The sequence below is a fragment of the Paenibacillus hemerocallicola genome (assembly GCF_006265175.1).
Taxonomy (GTDB): Bacteria; Bacillota; Bacilli; order Paenibacillales; family NBRC-103111; genus Paenibacillus_AB; species Paenibacillus_AB hemerocallicola.
In genome coordinates this window covers 10,885-28,613 of record NZ_VDCQ01000096.1, presented here as the reverse complement: position 1 = coordinate 28,613, position 17,729 = coordinate 10,885, and the positions used below count along the sequence as shown (strand labels likewise).

The following is a 17,729-nucleotide window of genomic DNA, read 5'->3' as shown; positions in this document are numbered from 1 at the left end:
TTGGGCTACTCTTAGTTGGTTCTTTAGTTCATCTTATATAGTCTAAAATCCGGTAGTCCTGTTTCATTTGCAAAAAAATGCTATGATAGATGCAACAAGTAGTCACCTAAAATTTGGGTCGTATTAGTTCCCGGAAAGGCGGACAACTCCATGCCTTCTATCTACAATAAGCTCGGTGTTACAACAGTCATAAACGCTGCCGATTCCTATACCATGATCGGCGGGTCGCTTATGCCTGCAGAGGTAACGGACGCGATGGCGGAAGCGAGCCGGCATTTTGTCTCGCTGGAGCAGCTGCATCTGAAAGCGGGCGAGCGAATCGCCCGGCTTACGCGCAATGAGGCGGCGGTCATTACAAGCGGCGCCGCTGCGGCGCTGACGGTGGCGACGGCAGCCTGCATGACGGGAGCGGATGAAGCAAAAGCGCGGCAGTGGCCTCTGCATGACGGCACAAAAAACGAGGTCGTTATTCATCGGTGCCAGTGCAACGGCTTTGACATCGCCATTCGGCAAACGGGAGCAACCCTGGTGGAGATCGGAGATTCCGGGGGAACGACGGTCGCCGAGCTGGAGGCGGCCCTGGGCGATAGCACGGCTTGTGTGATCTACTTCGATACCCCGCAGTACGCAAAAGGTGCGCTTTCTCTGGAGGAAGTGATTCGAATCTCCGGTCTCAAGGGCGTTCCTGTCGTCGTGGATGCGGCTGCACAGCTGCCTCCGGTGAGCAACCTATGGCATTATACGGAACGGGGAGCGGATCTCGTCATCTTCTCCGGCGGCAAGACGCTGAGAGGACCGCAAAGCTCGGGTTTCATCGTGGGGAAGGAACGATATATAGCGGCATGCCGCCTCTATGTCGGAGCAAGAAATTCGATTGCAAGGCCGATGAAGGTAGGCAAAGAGGAAATTGCGGGGCTGGTCGCGGCAATAGAGCGATACGTGAATCTGGACCATGCCGCAATGAAGGAGCAGCACGAACGGCTTGTCGGCCGTTTATGCGCGGGACTGAACCAAGCGGGCTGGAATGCCGAACGGGCTTATCCCGGGCCAACCGGTCAGGACTACCCTCTTGTTCATCTAAAGCTGGATCGGCAAGCGGGTGTTGCAGAGCAGTTGAGCAAGCAGCTGTTGGATGGAACGCCGTCCATTCTCGTAGCCCTAATGCCGGATAAGCGGGGTCTGGCGCTGAATCCCCTGCATCTGAACGAGGCTGAAGCAGAGCAGATTGTCACGCGGATGAGTGTCCTGTACGGCTGGTTGTCCCAGCAAGCGGACGGGTCGGATCGACTTGTATAGAGAAGGACTGCCATGTGCGGTCAATGGCAATTCCAAGAGGCAGGACCTGGATTCGGGCCCTGCCTTTCCGTTGCCTCCATAAATTAATAACTGACTATCAAATGGGGCGTATCGATCGCTTCCCCGGTATGCAACGATCGCATGCATGCATCGAGACCTCCGGTCGTAAGCAAGGAACGCTCGACCGGATGAGGCGGCCGGCCGGTATGAATAAACTTCTCGATCTCCAGCACGAGTCTGCCAAAGTGGATATAGGGCTTCCCGCCCTGCAGCAGAAACTCCCGGCATATCGGAGCCTCCCGCTCATGGACCTGATACGCGGAGGCGAATGTCGAGACCTCCGGATTCGCCAGCAGCACGCCCGACTTCAGACCGTCTTTGTAATCCAATTCCACGAATACGGGATCTGCTACTTCGCTCGGAAAGGCATCGAGGTCGCGAAGGTTTATAAATCCGCCCAATGTCCGGTACAAGCCGTTCCAATCCTCGGACAGCAGCCGTCCGATCGCTTCGCCGTCCTTATAAGCCTTGACTCTGCATATCCCGGACTCGCCGCAAGCCCGATGCTCCGCAATCGATTGCATCATCTCCAGCGTATGATACACATAACGCTCGACGGGTCCATAAGAGAAGCCGAACATTTTGCGAAGCGGCGTACCGTTGGGAAAAGGCTTCTCTGCGGGTCTCTGCGGGGAGTACGGCACGACGGAGCTCGACATGAAAGGGATCCGGTTCTGCTTGATCTGCTTATACATCCACTCGATGTCCTCCTGGACGACGGCAAACCCTTTATCCGTAAATACCGGAACGATACGATCGTATTCCAGCATGACCTTCAGGCATTCTTCGAAAAAGAGACGGCGCGGGTACAACGTCTGACCGATTTCATTGTCGGGATAATCGCCATGCTCTCCAATGAGAATGATGCCGTCCAAATCGAATTCCGCTTGCCCCGCCAGCAGCGCCTCGCGGATCGATCCGTGGATCGGAATACCGTGTTTGGCGGCCATTCCGCGGCTTAGGTCGGTAGCAGGGAATTTGTCCACATACATGGCGACGATGTCTAGGGTAGATGTGTACTCTCGCCCGTCCAGCCGAAAGCCGTCCAGCATCTTCGTAAGGATCACGTCCGCATGGCAAATATCCCAGTATTCCGTAATAATCGCCGCTACTCTTTTCTTCATCTCCGCCCACCTCCGCAAATGGCAACCGCAGCTCTACAGTACGGTGTACTGATCGGCTGAATACTATTAAATGTAGTCCATATAAATTATGCGCTTGCTATATTATATATAATATAGCATTATTGATCAATACATCGGCTCCTAATCGTTCGTCTGCCGTTTGAAAGTTGAAAGAACATCAAACCGGCGGGGTGCACTAGAGAGACGGACTATCGGACTCAAATGCCGCAAATGCGAAAACGCAATGAGCAATACCCTCTCTTGAAGTCAAGAGAGGGTTCAGCGCGGCTATCCTTCCGAGCACGCATCGGAACATGGGAGCAAATTGGGTTCACTATTCGCCAGTCAGCTGGCGGGATGGCACAACGGTTTCCGGATTAGCATACGACTCATGCACGCATGCCTTCCCGCTTGCCCCAATCGTAAGACTTGCTCTCCTCCTCGCTCGAATCCGGCCTGTCGAAAGCAAGCGCCGCGTTGATCTCGCCTCCGATCATCACGATCATCGCGCTGATATACAGCCAGATGAGCAGCACGATGATCCCGCCCAAGCTGCCGTACGTTTTGGTGTAGGTGCCGAAATTGTCCACGTAGAAGGAAAATCCGATCGAGGTGACGATCCAGCCGAGCGTCGTAAACAAGGTGCCGGGGACCGCTTCGCGCAGAGCCATTTTACGATCGGGCACTATCCAATATAGCAGGAGAAACACAAGCGCGATTCCCGCGATCGGCACGGCATACCGGGCAATTCCCCACGCCGCCTCGAACCATACCGGATTACCCAGCAATACGGAGACGTAGGTGCTTATCGTATTGCCGAATATCAACATCGCCATCACGAGCGGAATGAACACGCCGAGCAGCACGGTCGCCAGCACGGCAATGCCCCGCACTTTCCAGAACGGCCGGCTTTCTTGCTCGTCGTAGGCCTTGTTCAAGCCTTTGATCAAGGCGTTCATTCCGTTCGAGGCGGCCCAGATCGTCGTCAGCATCCCGATGGATAAGATGGCCCCGCTGCGATTGGCGGTTACCTCCATCACGCTTTCTCTGATCGTCTCCCCCGTCTCGCCGGGCAGGATGAGGATCAGGTCATTCATAAAATCGTCGCTCGATAAATGGGTGAATCCGATCAGGCTGACCACAAAGATCAGGAACGGAAAAAAAGCAAGCACGCTGTAGTAGCTGAGCTGGGCGCCCAATGCCGCAACCTCGTCTTCCCGGCAGCGGGTTATGAGCGCTTTGAGAAAACGCAGCATCTTTTCCTTGCGCGTCATTCCGGATGCCCCCTTTCAGAAAAAGTGAATTCGCTTTTTCTGTTATTACCCGCAATCCCGGGCATGAAACGACTAAAGGGGCGCTCTTAACGGCATCCTTTATCGTGCGGGAGGGGGCATCCCCCGTTCAACGCCTACCTTTTCCGTATAGGTTGACCACTTGCGGTACGATGCAAATCAAAGCTTGACCGGCTTGCCCGTCGCCGCCGACAAATTGGCTGCAATCGTCACCTCGTGCGTTTTCAAAGAGTCGGCATAGGACGACTTGATCAACGACTGATCTCCGGTGCGCACCGCATCGAGGAATGCGATATCTTCGAATACCCGAGAATTCGGCGTAATCGCCAATGGCGCCGAGAGCTCCTCTTTGTTTCTGACGATTCGGCTGCCGTTCGACTGCACTTCCACAACGCCCTGCTCGGTGTATACGTTCAATCCCGTTTTGCCTCCGATAGGTAGCAGACATGTATTGGAAATAGTCGCCACGCTCCCATTGGCCAGCTTCATCGTTACGGTCCCTACATCGGCAACGTTCGCGCCTTCCTCGAGCTCATGCAGGATACGGTGGCCGTACGCCGCATATACTTCGACCACTTCGCCGCACAAGTAGCGCAGCATGTCCGTAATATGAGTCGTCTGCTCGACGAATTGTCCGCCCGACAAATGCTGCACCCGCCACCAAGGAACCTTTGGCATGCCGCCCATCCAATACCCGAGCGCCATCCCGATGCAGCTCGATTCCAGAAACCGCTTCGCCTCGTCCAACGATTGAATATAGCGCCACTGATAGCCTACGGAAGTAATGAGCCGTTTCTCGGCAATTTGCTCGGCTAGCTGGCGCGGCAGCTCGTTATTGATGCCGAGCGGCTTCTCTACCAGAAAAGGTATCCCGCGCTCGATCAACGCACGCTCCGCCTCGCCATGCGCCATGGGCGGCAGGCATACGAAAGCGGCGTCCAGCTTTTGATCGTCCAGCATATCGACGATGCTCGAGTACGCCTTCGCCCCCGTCCAGTCTCGAGCCGCCGCTTCGGCACGCTCCAGCTGCAAGTCGCAAAATGCGGCAATCGTCGCTCCTTCGATGGCAGCCAGGTTCGCGATGTGCCCCTTGGCTATTCCTCCCGTTCCGATAAAACCGACCTTAAGCGTCATCCCAGGTCACCCTTTCCCCTCGTCTCATTGCTCCACATGGCGGAGAATATCCCGCTTAAACTGGTTAAGCGCTTCATCCGTATCGATCGTATACCCGCACTCCAAAGCGACGAAGCCGTCAAATCCGGTATCCTTGATCGCTTTCAGAATGTTGATATAATTGAGCTCGCCTGTTCCCGGCTGCTTCCTCCCCGGATTATCGGCTATGTGGAAATGGTGGATGCGATCGATATAAGCGACTGCGTTGCGGATCACATTGCCTTCGGTAATTTGTTGATGATAGACATCGAACACCAGCTTGATAAACGGACTGTCGACCCGGTCGATCACGTCGGCCGATTCATCGGAAAATTGCAGGAAATGCCCCGGATGATTGACGAGCCCGTTCAACGGCTCCAATTCCAGCACCACGCCGGCCGCTTCGCACAAGGAGGCGCACTGCTTCAAGGTTTCTACCATATCGTTTTTTTGTTTCTCTCGCGAAATGCCGGGAATCTCCTGTCCGGTCTGCGTAATGATGCTCGGAGTCCCCGCCTCCTTGCAGAATGCCAGCGTTTGCCTTAGTCCCTCCAGGTATTGCTCTCTCGAGGAACCGTCAACCAGATTGAAGAACGTGGTGCATACCGCGCTTATGCCTACGCCAAGCCGTTCCTGCGCCTTCACCAGCTCGCGGACATCCTGCACCGATCTCCAGCTCAAATATTCCAAACCGTGAAATCCGTGCTCCGCCACTTTTTCCAGTAATTCGATTACATTTTTTCCTTTGTAAGCGCCTGCACTTAAAGCGTACTTCAACAACCCTCTCCTCCTTCGCCTTGCATCGGAATGACCCTCGCACCTCGTGTAGGATTACTGGACAAATTAAATACGATCCGCTATTATTGCCGTGTAGCGGCTCTATCGGTCCTCGTATCCATTTCCCGTATGTTCATGCCTATCTTACCATCGCCACGAAATCGAAAACAATCTGCTTTTTTGAAGATCAATAGCACTTATTGAATATTTAGGGAAGGTGAATTCGCTCGTGGTTAATCGGAGACGCCAGTATATAGCCCATGACGCAAGTTTGGGCAATCTCCCTCTGCGTCTATACAATATGGGCCTCATCCAGCAGAAGAAAATTATTCGGCTCGAAGGTTTTCCAGTGCTGCATCTCTTTATCAACCGCTCCGGAGGGGGACAATTTCAGACGTTGAACGACGGCAGGGAGTGGACGCTCGCCGACCACCAAGCCTGTATTCTTCCCGCGCGTGTGCCGCATACCTACTATCCGCATCCCGACACGGTCTGGAAGCTCGGCTTCGTCACCATCACGGGGCCTGCGGTAAACGATCTGCTGGAAACGATGAATTTGCCGCCCATGGAGACGATTCCGTTAAAATCGACGGAAACGATCTGGACCTTGTTCGAGCGCATCTTCCAGCTTGTGCGGGAAAATCCGCCGGAGCAGGACTGGAGTATCTCCTCGCTGCTCTACGAACTGCTGTTGGAGGTTCTGAAGCAGTCGGCCCACCATCTCGAAGCGTCCGCCGCATCGAAGAACAGCGCCGGCGCCATCAAGCTGGCGGCCAAGATGATCCGCGAGCATTACGCGGAACCGATTCTGCTGGCCGAATACGCCGACAGCCTGGGCTATACCGTGCAGCATCTGAACCGGCTGTTCAAGCAAGCGTATGGCGTCACGATGCATCAATATTTGGACGATATCCGTTTCGAGAAATCGCTGCAGCTGCTCGGTCTCGACATGAGCGTACAGGACATCGCCTCCGCGCTGGGGATGGAGGCCAATTATTTTATCCGCGCCTTCAAGCGCGTTCACGGCATCACGCCCGGTCAGTACAAGAAAAGCTTGTGATCGAATCATTTCGATTAGTGCAAGAGGATGGGGTATGCGCTTCGCTTCAACAGCACGTTCAACAAAAGAAACCCCTCTCGGGGTTTTCTTTTGTCTTCAAATTTATGAACGGTTTATGGAATACCCCGCTGTTGCTCCCGAAGTATTTTCCATGGCCGGGACACAATGTCCGCCGGCTGCACACGCTGCGGTCAAACCGGCAGCAGCTTCTCCACCCACATCCGCATCTGGGAGGCGTAGGGCATCAGTTCATGCTCGGCGCCCAGATCGTTCAGCAGCGCATGCAGCAAGAACCGTCTGGGCTCCTCCTGTTGGGCCTCCTCCTTCAGCAGCTCCAGCACCTGTTCCAGCTCCCGCTTGCGTACGTTCGGGACGCTCAATTCCCGGATGGTGGAAGCGACCCTCTCGAATACCATCCCTTTGCATCGCTCCATCGACTGCCTGACCGTCTCCGGCTCATCGACCGCGTATTCCGTCATCTGGTCGCGCGTCAGCATCGGGCAGCTCCCCCTGGCCAACATCCCCGCTACCAGATCGTCCATCCGCTCCGCAATATAAACCGCCAGCTCGCGCACCGAAAGCGGCTTGCTTTTGGCCGTAATCAGATACAAATATTCCTTCGCGATCGCGTTCAAAATAATGACCGCATCCCAACCGTATGGCTCCAGCGCCTCTCCGTACTGGCGAATCAGCAGCAAGCGATTGTAGTTGAGCAGCCGGGCGCGCATCCGGAAAATATGCGGGCTGATCCGGTCGTTCGTCTGCGGCGGCAGCTCCCTGCGGGAATTCGTCACGAAAAATCCGTGCGACATAAAATAACCGAGCTGGTAAGCTATCTCCTCCACGAACTGCTCGCGGGGGGAAAGCGACGCATTATCGTGAATCCGGTCCGTTTCCTCGATCATCGTCTGATGCCGATCCTCCAAAATCTCGATATACAAATCTTCCTTGGAGGGGAAAAATTTATACATGGACCCTTTGGCGATGCTGCAATCGTCGGCTATGTCCTGAATGGAGGTCGCCTCGTATCCTTTTTCCGTAAATAACCGCTCTGCGGAGGCCATTATTTTTTTCTTGAAAATGCTCATGCCGCCCTCCCATAAAAATAAGGATTGACTTTTGTTCCCAAAAGGATTAAAAATAAGCCTATAGCCATTTTGACCAATCGGTTTTTCATAAAACTATATAGTCAAAACTAGCGCAAAACAGGGGATTCGTCAAGACTCGGCCTCATCCCCCATCGGAAGGAAGGTAATTATTCATGGCTACTACGCACACGACGGGACAGCCCGAGACGGCGCCATTCTCCGTCTTGAAGCTGCTCCCCCCGCTTCTGGCCGTCATTATCGGCATGTTCATGGTCATTCTCGACAGCACCGTCGTCAACGTTGCGATCCCGACGCTGGTCGACGACTTCGGCAGCACGCTGCATACGTTGCAGTGGGCCGTTACCGGCTATACGCTGGCGCTGTCCGCCGTCATTCCGCTCGCAGGCTGGATGACGGACAAATTCGGCTCGAAACGGGTATTTATCGCCACGATCGTCATGTTCACGATCGGATCGCTTCTATGTGCGTTGGCTTCGACACCGGAGCAGTTGATCGTCTTTCGCGTGCTGCAGGGGCTTGGCGGCGGCATGGTCGCTCCGATCGGCATGGCGATGGTGTTTCGCCTCGCGCCGCCAGACAAGCGCGGCGCCGTCATGGGCATGCTCGGCATTCCGATTCTTATGGCGCCCGCACTCGGTCCGGTGCTGTCGGGTTACTTCGTCGAGTATGTATCTTGGCACTGGATTTTCCTGATCAACCTGCCGATCGGCATTGCAGCCGTACTTGTGGCCTTGAGATTTCTGCCGGCCTTCGAGAGCGGCAAGCCCCCGGCGCTGGATATGCTGGGTATGATTCTCGGTCCCATCGCCTTCGCCATGCTGGCGTTCGGTGTCAGCGAGGGCGGCGTCGACTGGGGCTCCGCCCGCACGCTGACCGGTCTGATCGTCGGCGTCGTCGCGCTTCTGCTGTTTATCGTCGTGGAGCTGCGGCACCGGCAGCCGTTGCTGGAGCTTCGCGTGTTCCGCTCCTTTCCGTTCACGCAGGGCATTATTTTATCCTGGATCCTGTATGCGGCCTTGTTCGGCTCCATTCTGCTCTTCCCGCTGATGCTGCAGCAGGTCAAGGGATACACTCCGCTTCAAACCGGACTGATTCTGCTGCCGCAAGCGCTCGGCTCCATGCTGTTCATGCCGATCGGCGGACGGCTGTTCGATAAAATCGGGGCGCGTCCGATCGTGATTACGGGAACGCTCTTCATCTCGTCGGCGCTGCTCCTCATGTCACAGATCACGCTGGACCGGCCGCTGTACGTCATTATGCTGAACCTGTTCCTGCTCGGCGCCGGCATGGGTCTGTCGATGATGACGATGAACACGTACATTTTGAACACCGCTCCGCGCCATCTGGTCGGACGCGTCACGCCGCTGACCAACTCGGCCCAGCAAGTGATCGTTTCCTTTGCGGTTGCCGGCTTGACCGGTTACCTGTCCAACCATTCCGCGAAGCTCATGAAGACCTACGAGGGACCTAATCCGCTGGAAGCGGCCGTCAGCTCGTTTGGCGATACGTTCCTGCTGTCGGCGGGTCTGGCGGTGCTCGGCTTCGTGCTCAGCCTGTTTATCCGCAAAGCCAAGCCAGCGCAGCACACCGGCGAGATCGGCAAGGAGCAGACGGAACCCGGCATCATCGTCGGACATTGACATTGACGTCGGCAGCAGGATCCGCCTTCTGCCGAAATGAATGCCCTTATGCGGAGGTCCGAAAGTCTGCCCGACACTTGCATCATTGTTCATGCCGTGCTTATGCCCGTATCCATTTCAGCGTCTCACCGTGTCAGCGCGTCAACAATACCGAACCAAACTTCACAATTAGTGAACCTCATTTGCGCTTATCGCTCGCCGGGTGGGCGAGTTCACTCCCTCCATTTACCTGGAAAAGGAGCGAAATAGCGCAATGAGGCTCACAAATAAGCAAATTTGGTTCCCTGTTCGCCAGTCAGTATCTACAAGATGAGAGCACTCAATCGGACGATACATGAGACAAAATGTTGATAAGCTTGCCGAACGGATCGCGGACATAAAATCGCCGAACGCCCCAAGGTTCGTCGACCGGTCCGTACTCTATCGGAACCCCCGCCGCCTGCATACGTTCAAGCGCAGCATCCGTATCGTCGACCTCGATCGATAGATCGGGCGTAGGCGTATTGGAGCCTCCCTCGGAGGCGAAACTGATTTGGACGCCCATCGCCTCTCCCGAGCCATAAGTTGCAATCCAGCCATGATCCATCAATAAATCGAGGCCGAGTATGTCTTGGTAGAAGCGTTTCGCTGCGGCGATATTCGGCGTATCTACGTTGCAGACGATTCGTTTGACCTTCATTCCCAACCTCCCTTCGTGCCAAGGGCAGCGATTAGCCGTAGCACAAAGAAATAGGCCGCCCGTTTGATCGGGGATTCGACCTATTTCCGCGATAAATCTTCTTTGAAATCCGTTGCACCCAGTATAGCACAGGGATGCGGCAAACGAAATATTCACGCTATTCGCCGGCTATCCATGTCATCCGTTCGGCAATACTCGCTGGAGTTATCATTTCCCCATTGGCGACTTCTTATATCCTCTGTCTCCATAGGGCTGCAATTTCTCCAGCCACGGCTTCTCCATTTGCTTGAGCTCCCAGCGCATGTCGGTCACCTCGTCCGCTTCCTTCTGCTCCAGCACCTCGTAAGTGAAGGCTTCGGGACCCAGTTCCTTCCACTCTTTCTGCAGCTGGGCATTCGCGAACCTGCCCATGACCAGCTGGCTCTGGATGGTCAGCCACTTGTTTTTCAGGTTGGGATACGCGTCGACGTACATTTTCCCGTTGGAGTTATTCGTGATTTGGATTACGCCCATATAAGTCTTAAGCTGTTTATACTCCTCCTGCAGCTCCTTGCGCTTATTCTTGTCCATGCATGTCTCTCCTTTCAAGTCCGTCATAAATACCGGGCGATGACCCGCACTAGCCGGGCAGGGAACGCTTTAAGATCGGTAATATCCATAAACCGCTCATTCCCGTAAATGTGACTGATCACATCTTTGTCCTGGCCGATCGCGGCCGCCAGAAAGGCAACGCCCTTTCGTTCATACTCGGCTATTGTCTGCTGCATATCTTGGACCGCATAACCTCCGGTATAATCGTCCATTGCTTTCGGCTGTCCGTCGCTGATGCTGATCAGCAGCTTCGTCTGTTGCGGCGCGCCGGCTAACCGTTCCGCAATCAATCGGAGCGCCATTCCATCCCGATTATTGCTTCTCGCCCGAATCCCCGTAAGCCTGTATCGATCATTGGAATCCGTTTTCTCCAAATCGGTATACGCAAAGACCGACATTTGCTCCAGCTTGGAAACATCCGCCGTATCGCCATAGATCAGGATCGGAATACCGCACATTCGGCAAAATTCATACACAGCGATCACCGCGCGTTTGGCTGCTTCCAATCTCCCGAAAGCCGACATGGATGCCGATTCGTCAACCCTTAGACCAACCGCGAGGGAGGGCGATTCCGTCGGAGGAAGCTTCTTGGCAAAAAACCTGAAATCCCGATAAGCTACGCTGTCCGCCAGAAATTTGCCGCCATAATAATGGTTTCTCGCAAATTCGGCAGACCTCTCGTGCTCCAACAGCGGAAGCGCCTTTCTCGCCGTTTCCCGCACGATCGGCATAAGCTCCCTGCTTAGACGGTCATATTCCTGTTGATGCCCCAAATCGTAATCCGGCCGGTGAACAATGAGCTTAATCCCTTTATGAATAGATTGGGATACCAGCCTCCTTGCGTCCTGATTCAATTTTTTCCGGAAATCCCGGTCTTGCCGCTTCGCATCCTCCGACATCTGTTCAGGATTTGACTGATGAAGCATGGGAGCGCCCTCCTCTCCCAGATCCGAGCTTTCCCTGTCGGCTGGTTCGTCGGAACCGGCGGAAGAGCTTTCGTCGCTATCGGCAGACTTTTTCAAGGCAATCCCCTGATCCTCGTCCTTGTTGTCGGGCCCGGCACCGGTGTCGTTTATATTTCCCCAAGTCTTGATCTCTACGGCGTCGGAATTTCGTTTTTTTTTACTTCCATTTCAGCTTCATCCAACACCGCCAACAACCCTTGGCTTTTCAGCGCATCCTCCAGCAGCTTGATTTCATCGGAATCGGTCGTAATCTTGTAAATGACTTTGTGATAAAGCGACTCTCGAGCGGAAGCGCCCCCGGCAACGGCATCCGTCCAGTAGAAAAACGAGCGCATCCCCGCCACGCCTTTAATCGCATTCGCTCTGGCCGTTTTATCCAACATAATCATAATATCCGCCAAAACGTCCAGCACCTTCTGATCGGTATACCCGGTTTTGGCCATCGCGCGCTCGATCATGATCGCTTTCGTGGGCAGATCCATCTTCTCCGTGTGCTGAACCCGGTCGCGCAGCGCTTCGTTTAGCGGTCTGGACCCTATATAACCGCGGTTGGTCGTAATGACCGCTATGAAGTCCGGATGCCTGCGTATGATTTCCGTAGGGAGGTTGATGCTGCCGTCTAATTCCAAGGCGGAATTTAACGCCATTAATACCGCGGCGTCCCGAATTACGGTCGGCTCCTGGATCTCCAGCAAATAGCCATTTCTATAGGCGTTCACGATTTCGGAAGGGTAAAATCGATACTCCACCGCCTCGCCCTCGCTCTGTTCCGCGACTCGCTTCAAGAGCTGCTTCATTTTTAAGGCGGCCTGTTCCTGCGCAAGCCCCAACGAGTTCATCAATATTTCCGTCGCGCTATGAAAACCGTCGCTCTCGTACAACGCCTTCAAAACGCTTTGCTCCTCGTCCTCCAGCTTCTCTAACCGTTCCGAGGAAATCACCGGCAAAATGGCGCCGATAATATCCGTTTTGTCCATATCGGCAAAGCAGGTCACCTTCGTATAGGGCAGCCCGAAATTAGCCGACAACGCTTTGGCCAGCTGCGTCTTCCCGGAACCGGCGTCCCCCTCCAATAAAATATTGGCGATCTTCATCTCGCCGCGATTCCAGTTGCGCTTCACCTCCCGGCAAATGCGCAGTTCTTCTTCGCTTACTTTATGCGACTGCGGCTTTTTCCACACCAGTTGCTTTTCCTCATCCGTCCATGGTCTGGCCGGTGATACTGTATAGGATTCGCGGATGTCGTTGCATCCGTTAGAATTAGGTTCGATCATTTCGATACCTCGCTTTTTTCGATTATCATTTACTAATTTACTAAATTACTAAATTAGTAATATCATGACGCGATAAAAAAGTCAACCGCATTTGAAAAAACAAAAAGAACGACGTAGCCGCAATCCACGTCGCTCTTCGCATATCCTTTATCTTCGATTCGTTTCGCCATGAAGTACTTCCTGCATCCATCCAATGCCGATTACTTTCAGCCTTTTTTCTTCTTTTTTAATTTCTCTTCCGCTTTTTCTATATTCTCAGCCGCTCTAAATTTAACGATTTTGCTTATTAATTCATAAGGCAGCGGCTTTTCCATAGGAAATTGCACGGACCCTTTCGCCCCTTTATATTCGGCCAATTCATGTTCGAATGCACGAATTCCGCTTGGAGCCGGATAAAATCCGATATGGCGCTCATACGCGGCAAAATGCACCAGATTTCCATGCAGGGCAAAGGTAGGCATCTGATAACTTATCTTTTCCGTTGCCTCGGGTGCCGACTCTTGAATGACTTTTCTTAGCGTTTCCAGCTTCTCCTGAACTTCGGGAGGAAAATTTGAGATATAAGCATCGATGGATTCAAAAGCGAGCTTGTTTCCTTCCATGGTTTTCTCCTTTTACAACCCTATTTGTAATCTTGTTATAGGAGCATGCAAACGCTAGGCGCATATCGGCTGGAATCGACCGGTTCCCACCCTGCCTTCGGGTAGTGAAGGTAAGAGAGCTGCTATTGAACTTGCCTTAACGCTTCAATTTCTTCCCTCGTCATTCCCGTTGCCTCTGCAATAGTCTGAATGTCGATCCCCAAGGCAAGAAGCTTGACCGCGGTTTCTGCTTTGCCTTTCATAATCCCTTTCTCGATTCCTTTCTCGATCCCCTTCTCGATCCCCTTCTCGATCCCTTTCGCCATACCTTCCTCCAGGGCGCCTTCTATACGCGATTTCTCATCGCTCAATGCCTTCATTCGGGCGTCATAAGCCATCCGGGCCGCGGCATCCTGGCTCAAAAATTCCAGCGTATCCATCGCTTTTTTCAGCATCGGCTCATTCATCTTCAGCACCTCCCAGTTCGATTTGTCCACACCCTGCAGGAACAGCAGCCAATTGACCAGACCGCCCCTGTCCAGCGGAACCGAATGCCGATCCAGCTTCGCCAGCTCGATCACGTGAATCTCGATATCGTCCAGAAGCGGAATCCCGGTATGGTCTTCCCGCAAATGAAACACACTGTGATAACGGTCATTAGGCAAGCAGGAATAATTCAAAATGTTGATCGTCACGCATTTCTTCAACGTGTTGTAATTGCTTCCTTTTGGAATCTGATGGTAATACATCTCGGCCCAGTAAAACAGCGTTCGCTTCTCCATGTGATACGGATTAAACAACTGCATCTTGATGTTCAGAAGCTCGCCCTTCGCCGTCTTGGCCTTTATATCCATGATCGATTGTTTATGCCTTTTCCTCATTATTATATCATTTTCAAATAAGATACAGAAACCCCATAACCATTCCATCCATGCATATGGGCGTCGCTTCCTGACTAGTTAACATTCACGTGCCCATGCTCTTTTGCGTGAGTGACGGCGTCCACGGCGTCATGATTTCCTTATGTTTATCGCGCCCCGTATTGCGCTTGTAAACCCCATAGTGGTATTCAATCTGCGAGTCGTCAGCCATGGTGACATAACGGGCGTAATAGTTGCCGAATGCCCGCCGCCACCGGTCGAAGCTTTTCCGATCCATCATGATGCTGATCCGGTTGCCGCCCAGCTTGACTCCGGTAAAATCCTCGATATCGATCATATACAGCGCCGTCAGCTCCGCTCCCCTCAAATCGACATCATGGAAGGAAGCGCCGATCATAAACGCTTCGTGAAACGTCACCCCGCGCAAGTCGCAATGCTTCAGTTCGATATTTTCCAGCCTGCAGTTATTGAACGTCGCTCCCTTGCCGTCACACCTGAACAGCTCCAACTCCCGGGCGTACACATTATCGAAGCTCGCTCCGTCCAGATTCGTTTTAGACAGGGATACTTTCGCCAGCTCCGTATGATAGAAAGCCGCTCCCGTCAAGTCTACATTATGCAGCGCCCATTCGCGTACAAGCAAGGTAGGAGAAAAGCTCGCTCCCTTCAAATCATAAGGCAATTGATTCTCCATCCCCCATCCGGGCAGCTCCTCGATCCACTCCGGACAGATGGAGGACGATTCCAGCTGATACAGTCGCATCATCTCCCCAAGCGTTTCCGAATCTACCAGCCGGAGAAAGTCCCGTTCCAGCCGAAGCCGCCCGGATAACGTGACACCGGACAATATGGCGAACCAACGGTCGGTATCGATGGCAAACTCCCGCGTCCTCTTCGTAATCCTGTACACGGGACTATAGGAGGTATGGATCGGCGCGGCTTCGAAGAATGCGTAGTCCTCTTCCTCGTCGACCAACTCCGCGCACAGCTCCACGCATCTGACAAGGTGCTCCGTAGCAATCGGCCAATGGTCACGGAGCAGAGAGTCCGGAACATCCGTGTAGTCTTCCAATCGCCTCGCTCGAATATAGTCATGGACGGATGATGAAAATAAATAATTTTTCTCGTTCGACTGCCCCGGGAGGCTGTTGAACTTCTTGATGCCGAGCGTAGCAATGAGCGGGAACAGCGATTTTCTTATTTTCCCCAGCTCCGCCGGGTCTGCATGGCTTGCATTCGCCGTGGCATCCGCAAGCAGCTGGAGCAGCCCTTTGACGAAGGCCATCGTTTGCGTGGTAGGAGTCCCGATATTTAGATACGGTCGCACCTCATTCAAGGCTCGCCCCTCGATCGCAGCCCACAATAAGACCCGGATATAGTATTCGGCCAAAATGATTTCCGCAAAGGACTGGTGATTGAAATAATACGTATCGTTGTCGTGCTTGAAATACGAATGCGACATAAACTCAACAAGCGCCGCATCCTCTCCCAGAACGTCGGTAAGGTCGCCAAGCCGCAGAAAGCCGCCCCCGCCGATATGCCGGTTTTTCATCCACATGACCGCCGTCGCGTACAGCAAATTCCGGTAAGACAGCTGCTCCGGATACGATAACGCCGAGTCGGGCTTTCTCTCATCATGCACATGCTTCGCGTCCTTGGTCAGAAGGTTGATAAACGATAAATACACCCCTAGCCTGCTGTCCCTTTGGATTTCGTAGTCCTGCTCCAGAAGCTTGAACAGCATGTAAGCCAAAATCGGCCGCGTCAGCTCCTTCGCATCCAAAACCTCCTGAAACTTGCCGTATATATCGATGCCGGATGCGAGAACGTCCAATAGTTCCTGATTATAGGGATAGGCGGATTGGCTCTCCAGCTTCTCTCTCAACATGCTCATATATTCGGCGAATTGCTCCGGAATAAACCCATAGATCGCCGCATAGGTCCACGTATCGTTTACGGTCTCGTTTTCTTTGATAACTTGCTCCAATGCGTTCGGAATCGGCCTCGAGGTCACGATCATCTTGACCGTCTTAAATTTACTTCTGATCATTTTCACGGATTGGATCACTTTCTTGATAGCCTGAGGCGCAAGCGAGCCGCATTCGTCCAACGAATCCACCAGCAGCACAACTGGCTTGTCAACCAGCGGATGGTCGTTCCCGTGATCGAAGTCGTAATTGCAGCTGTCTTTCAAAAATTCCCCGACGCATCCCAGCTTGCTTAAGCTAATGTGCTCATACGAATCGTATTTCTTAAAATCCCGGAGATTGAAATAGATCGGAAAATCGCCTTGACGATCCTGCTTGTACTGTCGCGCAAGCTTCGCGGCGTAATGCCGGAGAAAGGTCGATTTCCCTTTGCCAAAATCGGCGACAACATACAAAATCCGTTCCTTGCGACCGGGCTCCCCTTCCGAGAAAAAGGCTCCTGCCATCTCCTCCAGCTTGAGCGCATCGGCTGCCTTCGCGTCCTGCTCCCGATAAAGGTCCGTTACATAGCTCCAGTGGGCAAAGGTCTCCATGTAAGGCAAGTCTTCATTTTTGTCGATCCCGACCTGGGCAAGAGGCAATAAATGAGCGAGAATCGCCTCCTCCGACGGGTGCAGCGGAGCGAAGGCTTCGACGGCAACGCCATGCAAGCTTAGAAATTCAGCGCATTCGCTCAGAGTAAGCGCCCCAAGCGCATTGCCCGAGTCCTGAACAAGCAGGATCCCGTATACTCCACCCGCTATGTACAACGGCGAACCGGATGCCCCGCTATAATCAAAGCCGTTGCCTCTGTCGCTGCTGAGCTCTACATTATTTTGCTCGTAACTCTCATACTGCTCGATGACTTCCCCTGCAAGCAAGCAGCCGCTCGGCCGGTCTTTCGGAAAGCCGTGGCCTTGATACCGGGCACCGGTGCCCGGACTGACGCCGTAGAGCTTCGGGTAAGGCAACTCTTCGGGAGCCGGCATATCCAGTTTGACGAGAGCTACGTCCAGATGCGGTTCGGGGCAAGCGACGACGCCCGAGACTCGGATCGGCTGCCTGTCCTTCAAATGCGGAAATTCCATGTACACCTGCTCTCCGCCCTGCAGCTCCACGTAGGCTTGCCCTTCGCTTTCATGTACCGGCCCGAATATATGCCTTGCCGTAAGTGCGGTATACGGATCAAGGAGTAATGCCGTGCCCGTTTTGATAATGCCGCCGTTCGAGCCCCTTCTTACGATTTTGCCGGTAGTTGATTTGATCTGATCTTCTCTCATT

15 protein-coding genes are annotated in these 17,729 nt (G+C 53.6%); 3 read left to right on the top strand and 12 right to left on the bottom strand.

Going from position 1 to position 17,729, the window contains the following annotated elements; all coding sequences use genetic code 11:
• Positions 1–150: 150 nt before the first annotated feature.
• The gene (locus FE784_RS37755) at positions 151–1,296 is read left to right on the top strand and encodes an aminotransferase class V-fold PLP-dependent enzyme (RefSeq protein ID WP_139607456.1); all 1,146 of its coding nucleotides are present in this window, start codon (positions 151–153) and stop codon (positions 1,294–1,296) included.
• An 83-nt stretch (positions 1,297–1,379) separates the two neighbouring features.
• On the opposite strand, the gene FE784_RS37750 is transcribed toward FE784_RS37755, so the two are convergent.
• The 4 genes from FE784_RS37750 to FE784_RS37735 all read right to left on the bottom strand — a co-directional run bounded on the left by FE784_RS37750 (position 1,380) and on the right by FE784_RS37735 (position 5,701).
• Positions 1,380–2,480 (bottom strand): hypothetical protein, encoded by a 1,101-nt coding sequence (locus FE784_RS37750; RefSeq protein ID WP_139607455.1) that lies wholly within the window; start codon positions 2,478–2,480, stop codon positions 1,380–1,382.
• Between the two features lie 389 nt (positions 2,481–2,869).
• Positions 2,870–3,754, bottom strand: a complete 885-nt coding sequence (locus tag FE784_RS37745) for a YihY/virulence factor BrkB family protein (protein ID WP_139607454.1) — start codon at positions 3,752–3,754, stop codon at positions 2,870–2,872.
• A gap of 177 nt (positions 3,755–3,931) precedes the next feature.
• A complete protein-coding gene (locus FE784_RS37740) occupies positions 3,932–4,906 on the bottom strand; it encodes a Gfo/Idh/MocA family protein (RefSeq protein ID WP_139607453.1) in 975 nt (324 codons plus the stop codon).
• A 24-nt stretch (positions 4,907–4,930) separates the two neighbouring features.
• Positions 4,931–5,701, bottom strand: coding sequence for a TIM barrel protein (locus FE784_RS37735; protein WP_139607452.1), 771 nt, complete (start codon positions 5,699–5,701; stop codon positions 4,931–4,933).
• Positions 5,702–5,930: 229 nt separating this feature from the next.
• Here FE784_RS37735 and FE784_RS37730 point away from each other — a divergent pair, with 229 nt between their 5' ends.
• A complete protein-coding gene (locus tag FE784_RS37730; RefSeq protein WP_139607451.1) occupies positions 5,931–6,761 on the top strand; it encodes a helix-turn-helix domain-containing protein in 831 nt (276 codons plus the stop codon).
• 191 nt (positions 6,762–6,952) lie between these two features.
• Here the strand turns inward: FE784_RS37730 and FE784_RS37725 are convergent, their stop codons facing one another.
• Positions 6,953–7,849, bottom strand: a complete 897-nt coding sequence (locus FE784_RS37725) for a TetR/AcrR family transcriptional regulator (RefSeq protein ID WP_139607450.1) — start codon at positions 7,847–7,849, stop codon at positions 6,953–6,955.
• A gap of 173 nt (positions 7,850–8,022) precedes the next feature.
• Between FE784_RS37725 and FE784_RS37720 the strand changes: the two genes are divergently transcribed.
• Complete coding sequence (locus tag FE784_RS37720; protein WP_139607449.1) at positions 8,023–9,510, top strand: DHA2 family efflux MFS transporter permease subunit; 1,488 nt, start codon at positions 8,023–8,025, stop codon at positions 9,508–9,510.
• A 319-nt stretch (positions 9,511–9,829) separates the two neighbouring features.
• On the opposite strand, the gene FE784_RS37715 is transcribed toward FE784_RS37720, so the two are convergent.
• From FE784_RS37715 to FE784_RS37685, 7 genes are all read right to left on the bottom strand, one after another.
• A complete protein-coding gene (locus FE784_RS37715; protein WP_139607448.1) occupies positions 9,830–10,189 on the bottom strand; it encodes a VOC family protein in 360 nt (119 codons plus the stop codon).
• A 207-nt stretch (positions 10,190–10,396) separates the two neighbouring features.
• Entirely contained in the window at positions 10,397–10,759 is a 363-nt protein-coding gene (locus FE784_RS37710; RefSeq protein WP_139607447.1) for a GIY-YIG nuclease family protein, read from the bottom strand.
• Positions 10,760–10,782: 23 nt separating this feature from the next.
• Positions 10,783–11,706 carry a vWA domain-containing protein gene (locus FE784_RS37705; protein WP_246132366.1) on the bottom strand — a complete coding sequence of 308 codons (924 nt, stop codon included), beginning with the start codon at positions 11,704–11,706 and terminating at the stop codon, positions 10,783–10,785.
• 170 nt (positions 11,707–11,876) lie between these two features.
• A complete protein-coding gene (locus FE784_RS37700) occupies positions 11,877–13,019 on the bottom strand; it encodes an AAA family ATPase (RefSeq protein WP_139607445.1) in 1,143 nt (380 codons plus the stop codon).
• Positions 13,020–13,225: 206 nt separating this feature from the next.
• Positions 13,226–13,621, bottom strand: coding sequence for an iron chaperone (locus FE784_RS37695; protein ID WP_139607444.1), 396 nt, complete (start codon positions 13,619–13,621; stop codon positions 13,226–13,228).
• Positions 13,622–13,743: 122 nt separating this feature from the next.
• Positions 13,744–14,481, bottom strand: coding sequence for an Rpn family recombination-promoting nuclease/putative transposase (locus tag FE784_RS37690; protein WP_246132365.1), 738 nt, complete (start codon positions 14,479–14,481; stop codon positions 13,744–13,746).
• Between the two features lie 85 nt (positions 14,482–14,566).
• A complete protein-coding gene (locus tag FE784_RS37685; protein ID WP_139607442.1) occupies positions 14,567–17,728 on the bottom strand; it encodes a pentapeptide repeat-containing protein in 3,162 nt (1,053 codons plus the stop codon).
• Position 17,729 lies beyond the last annotated feature (1 nt).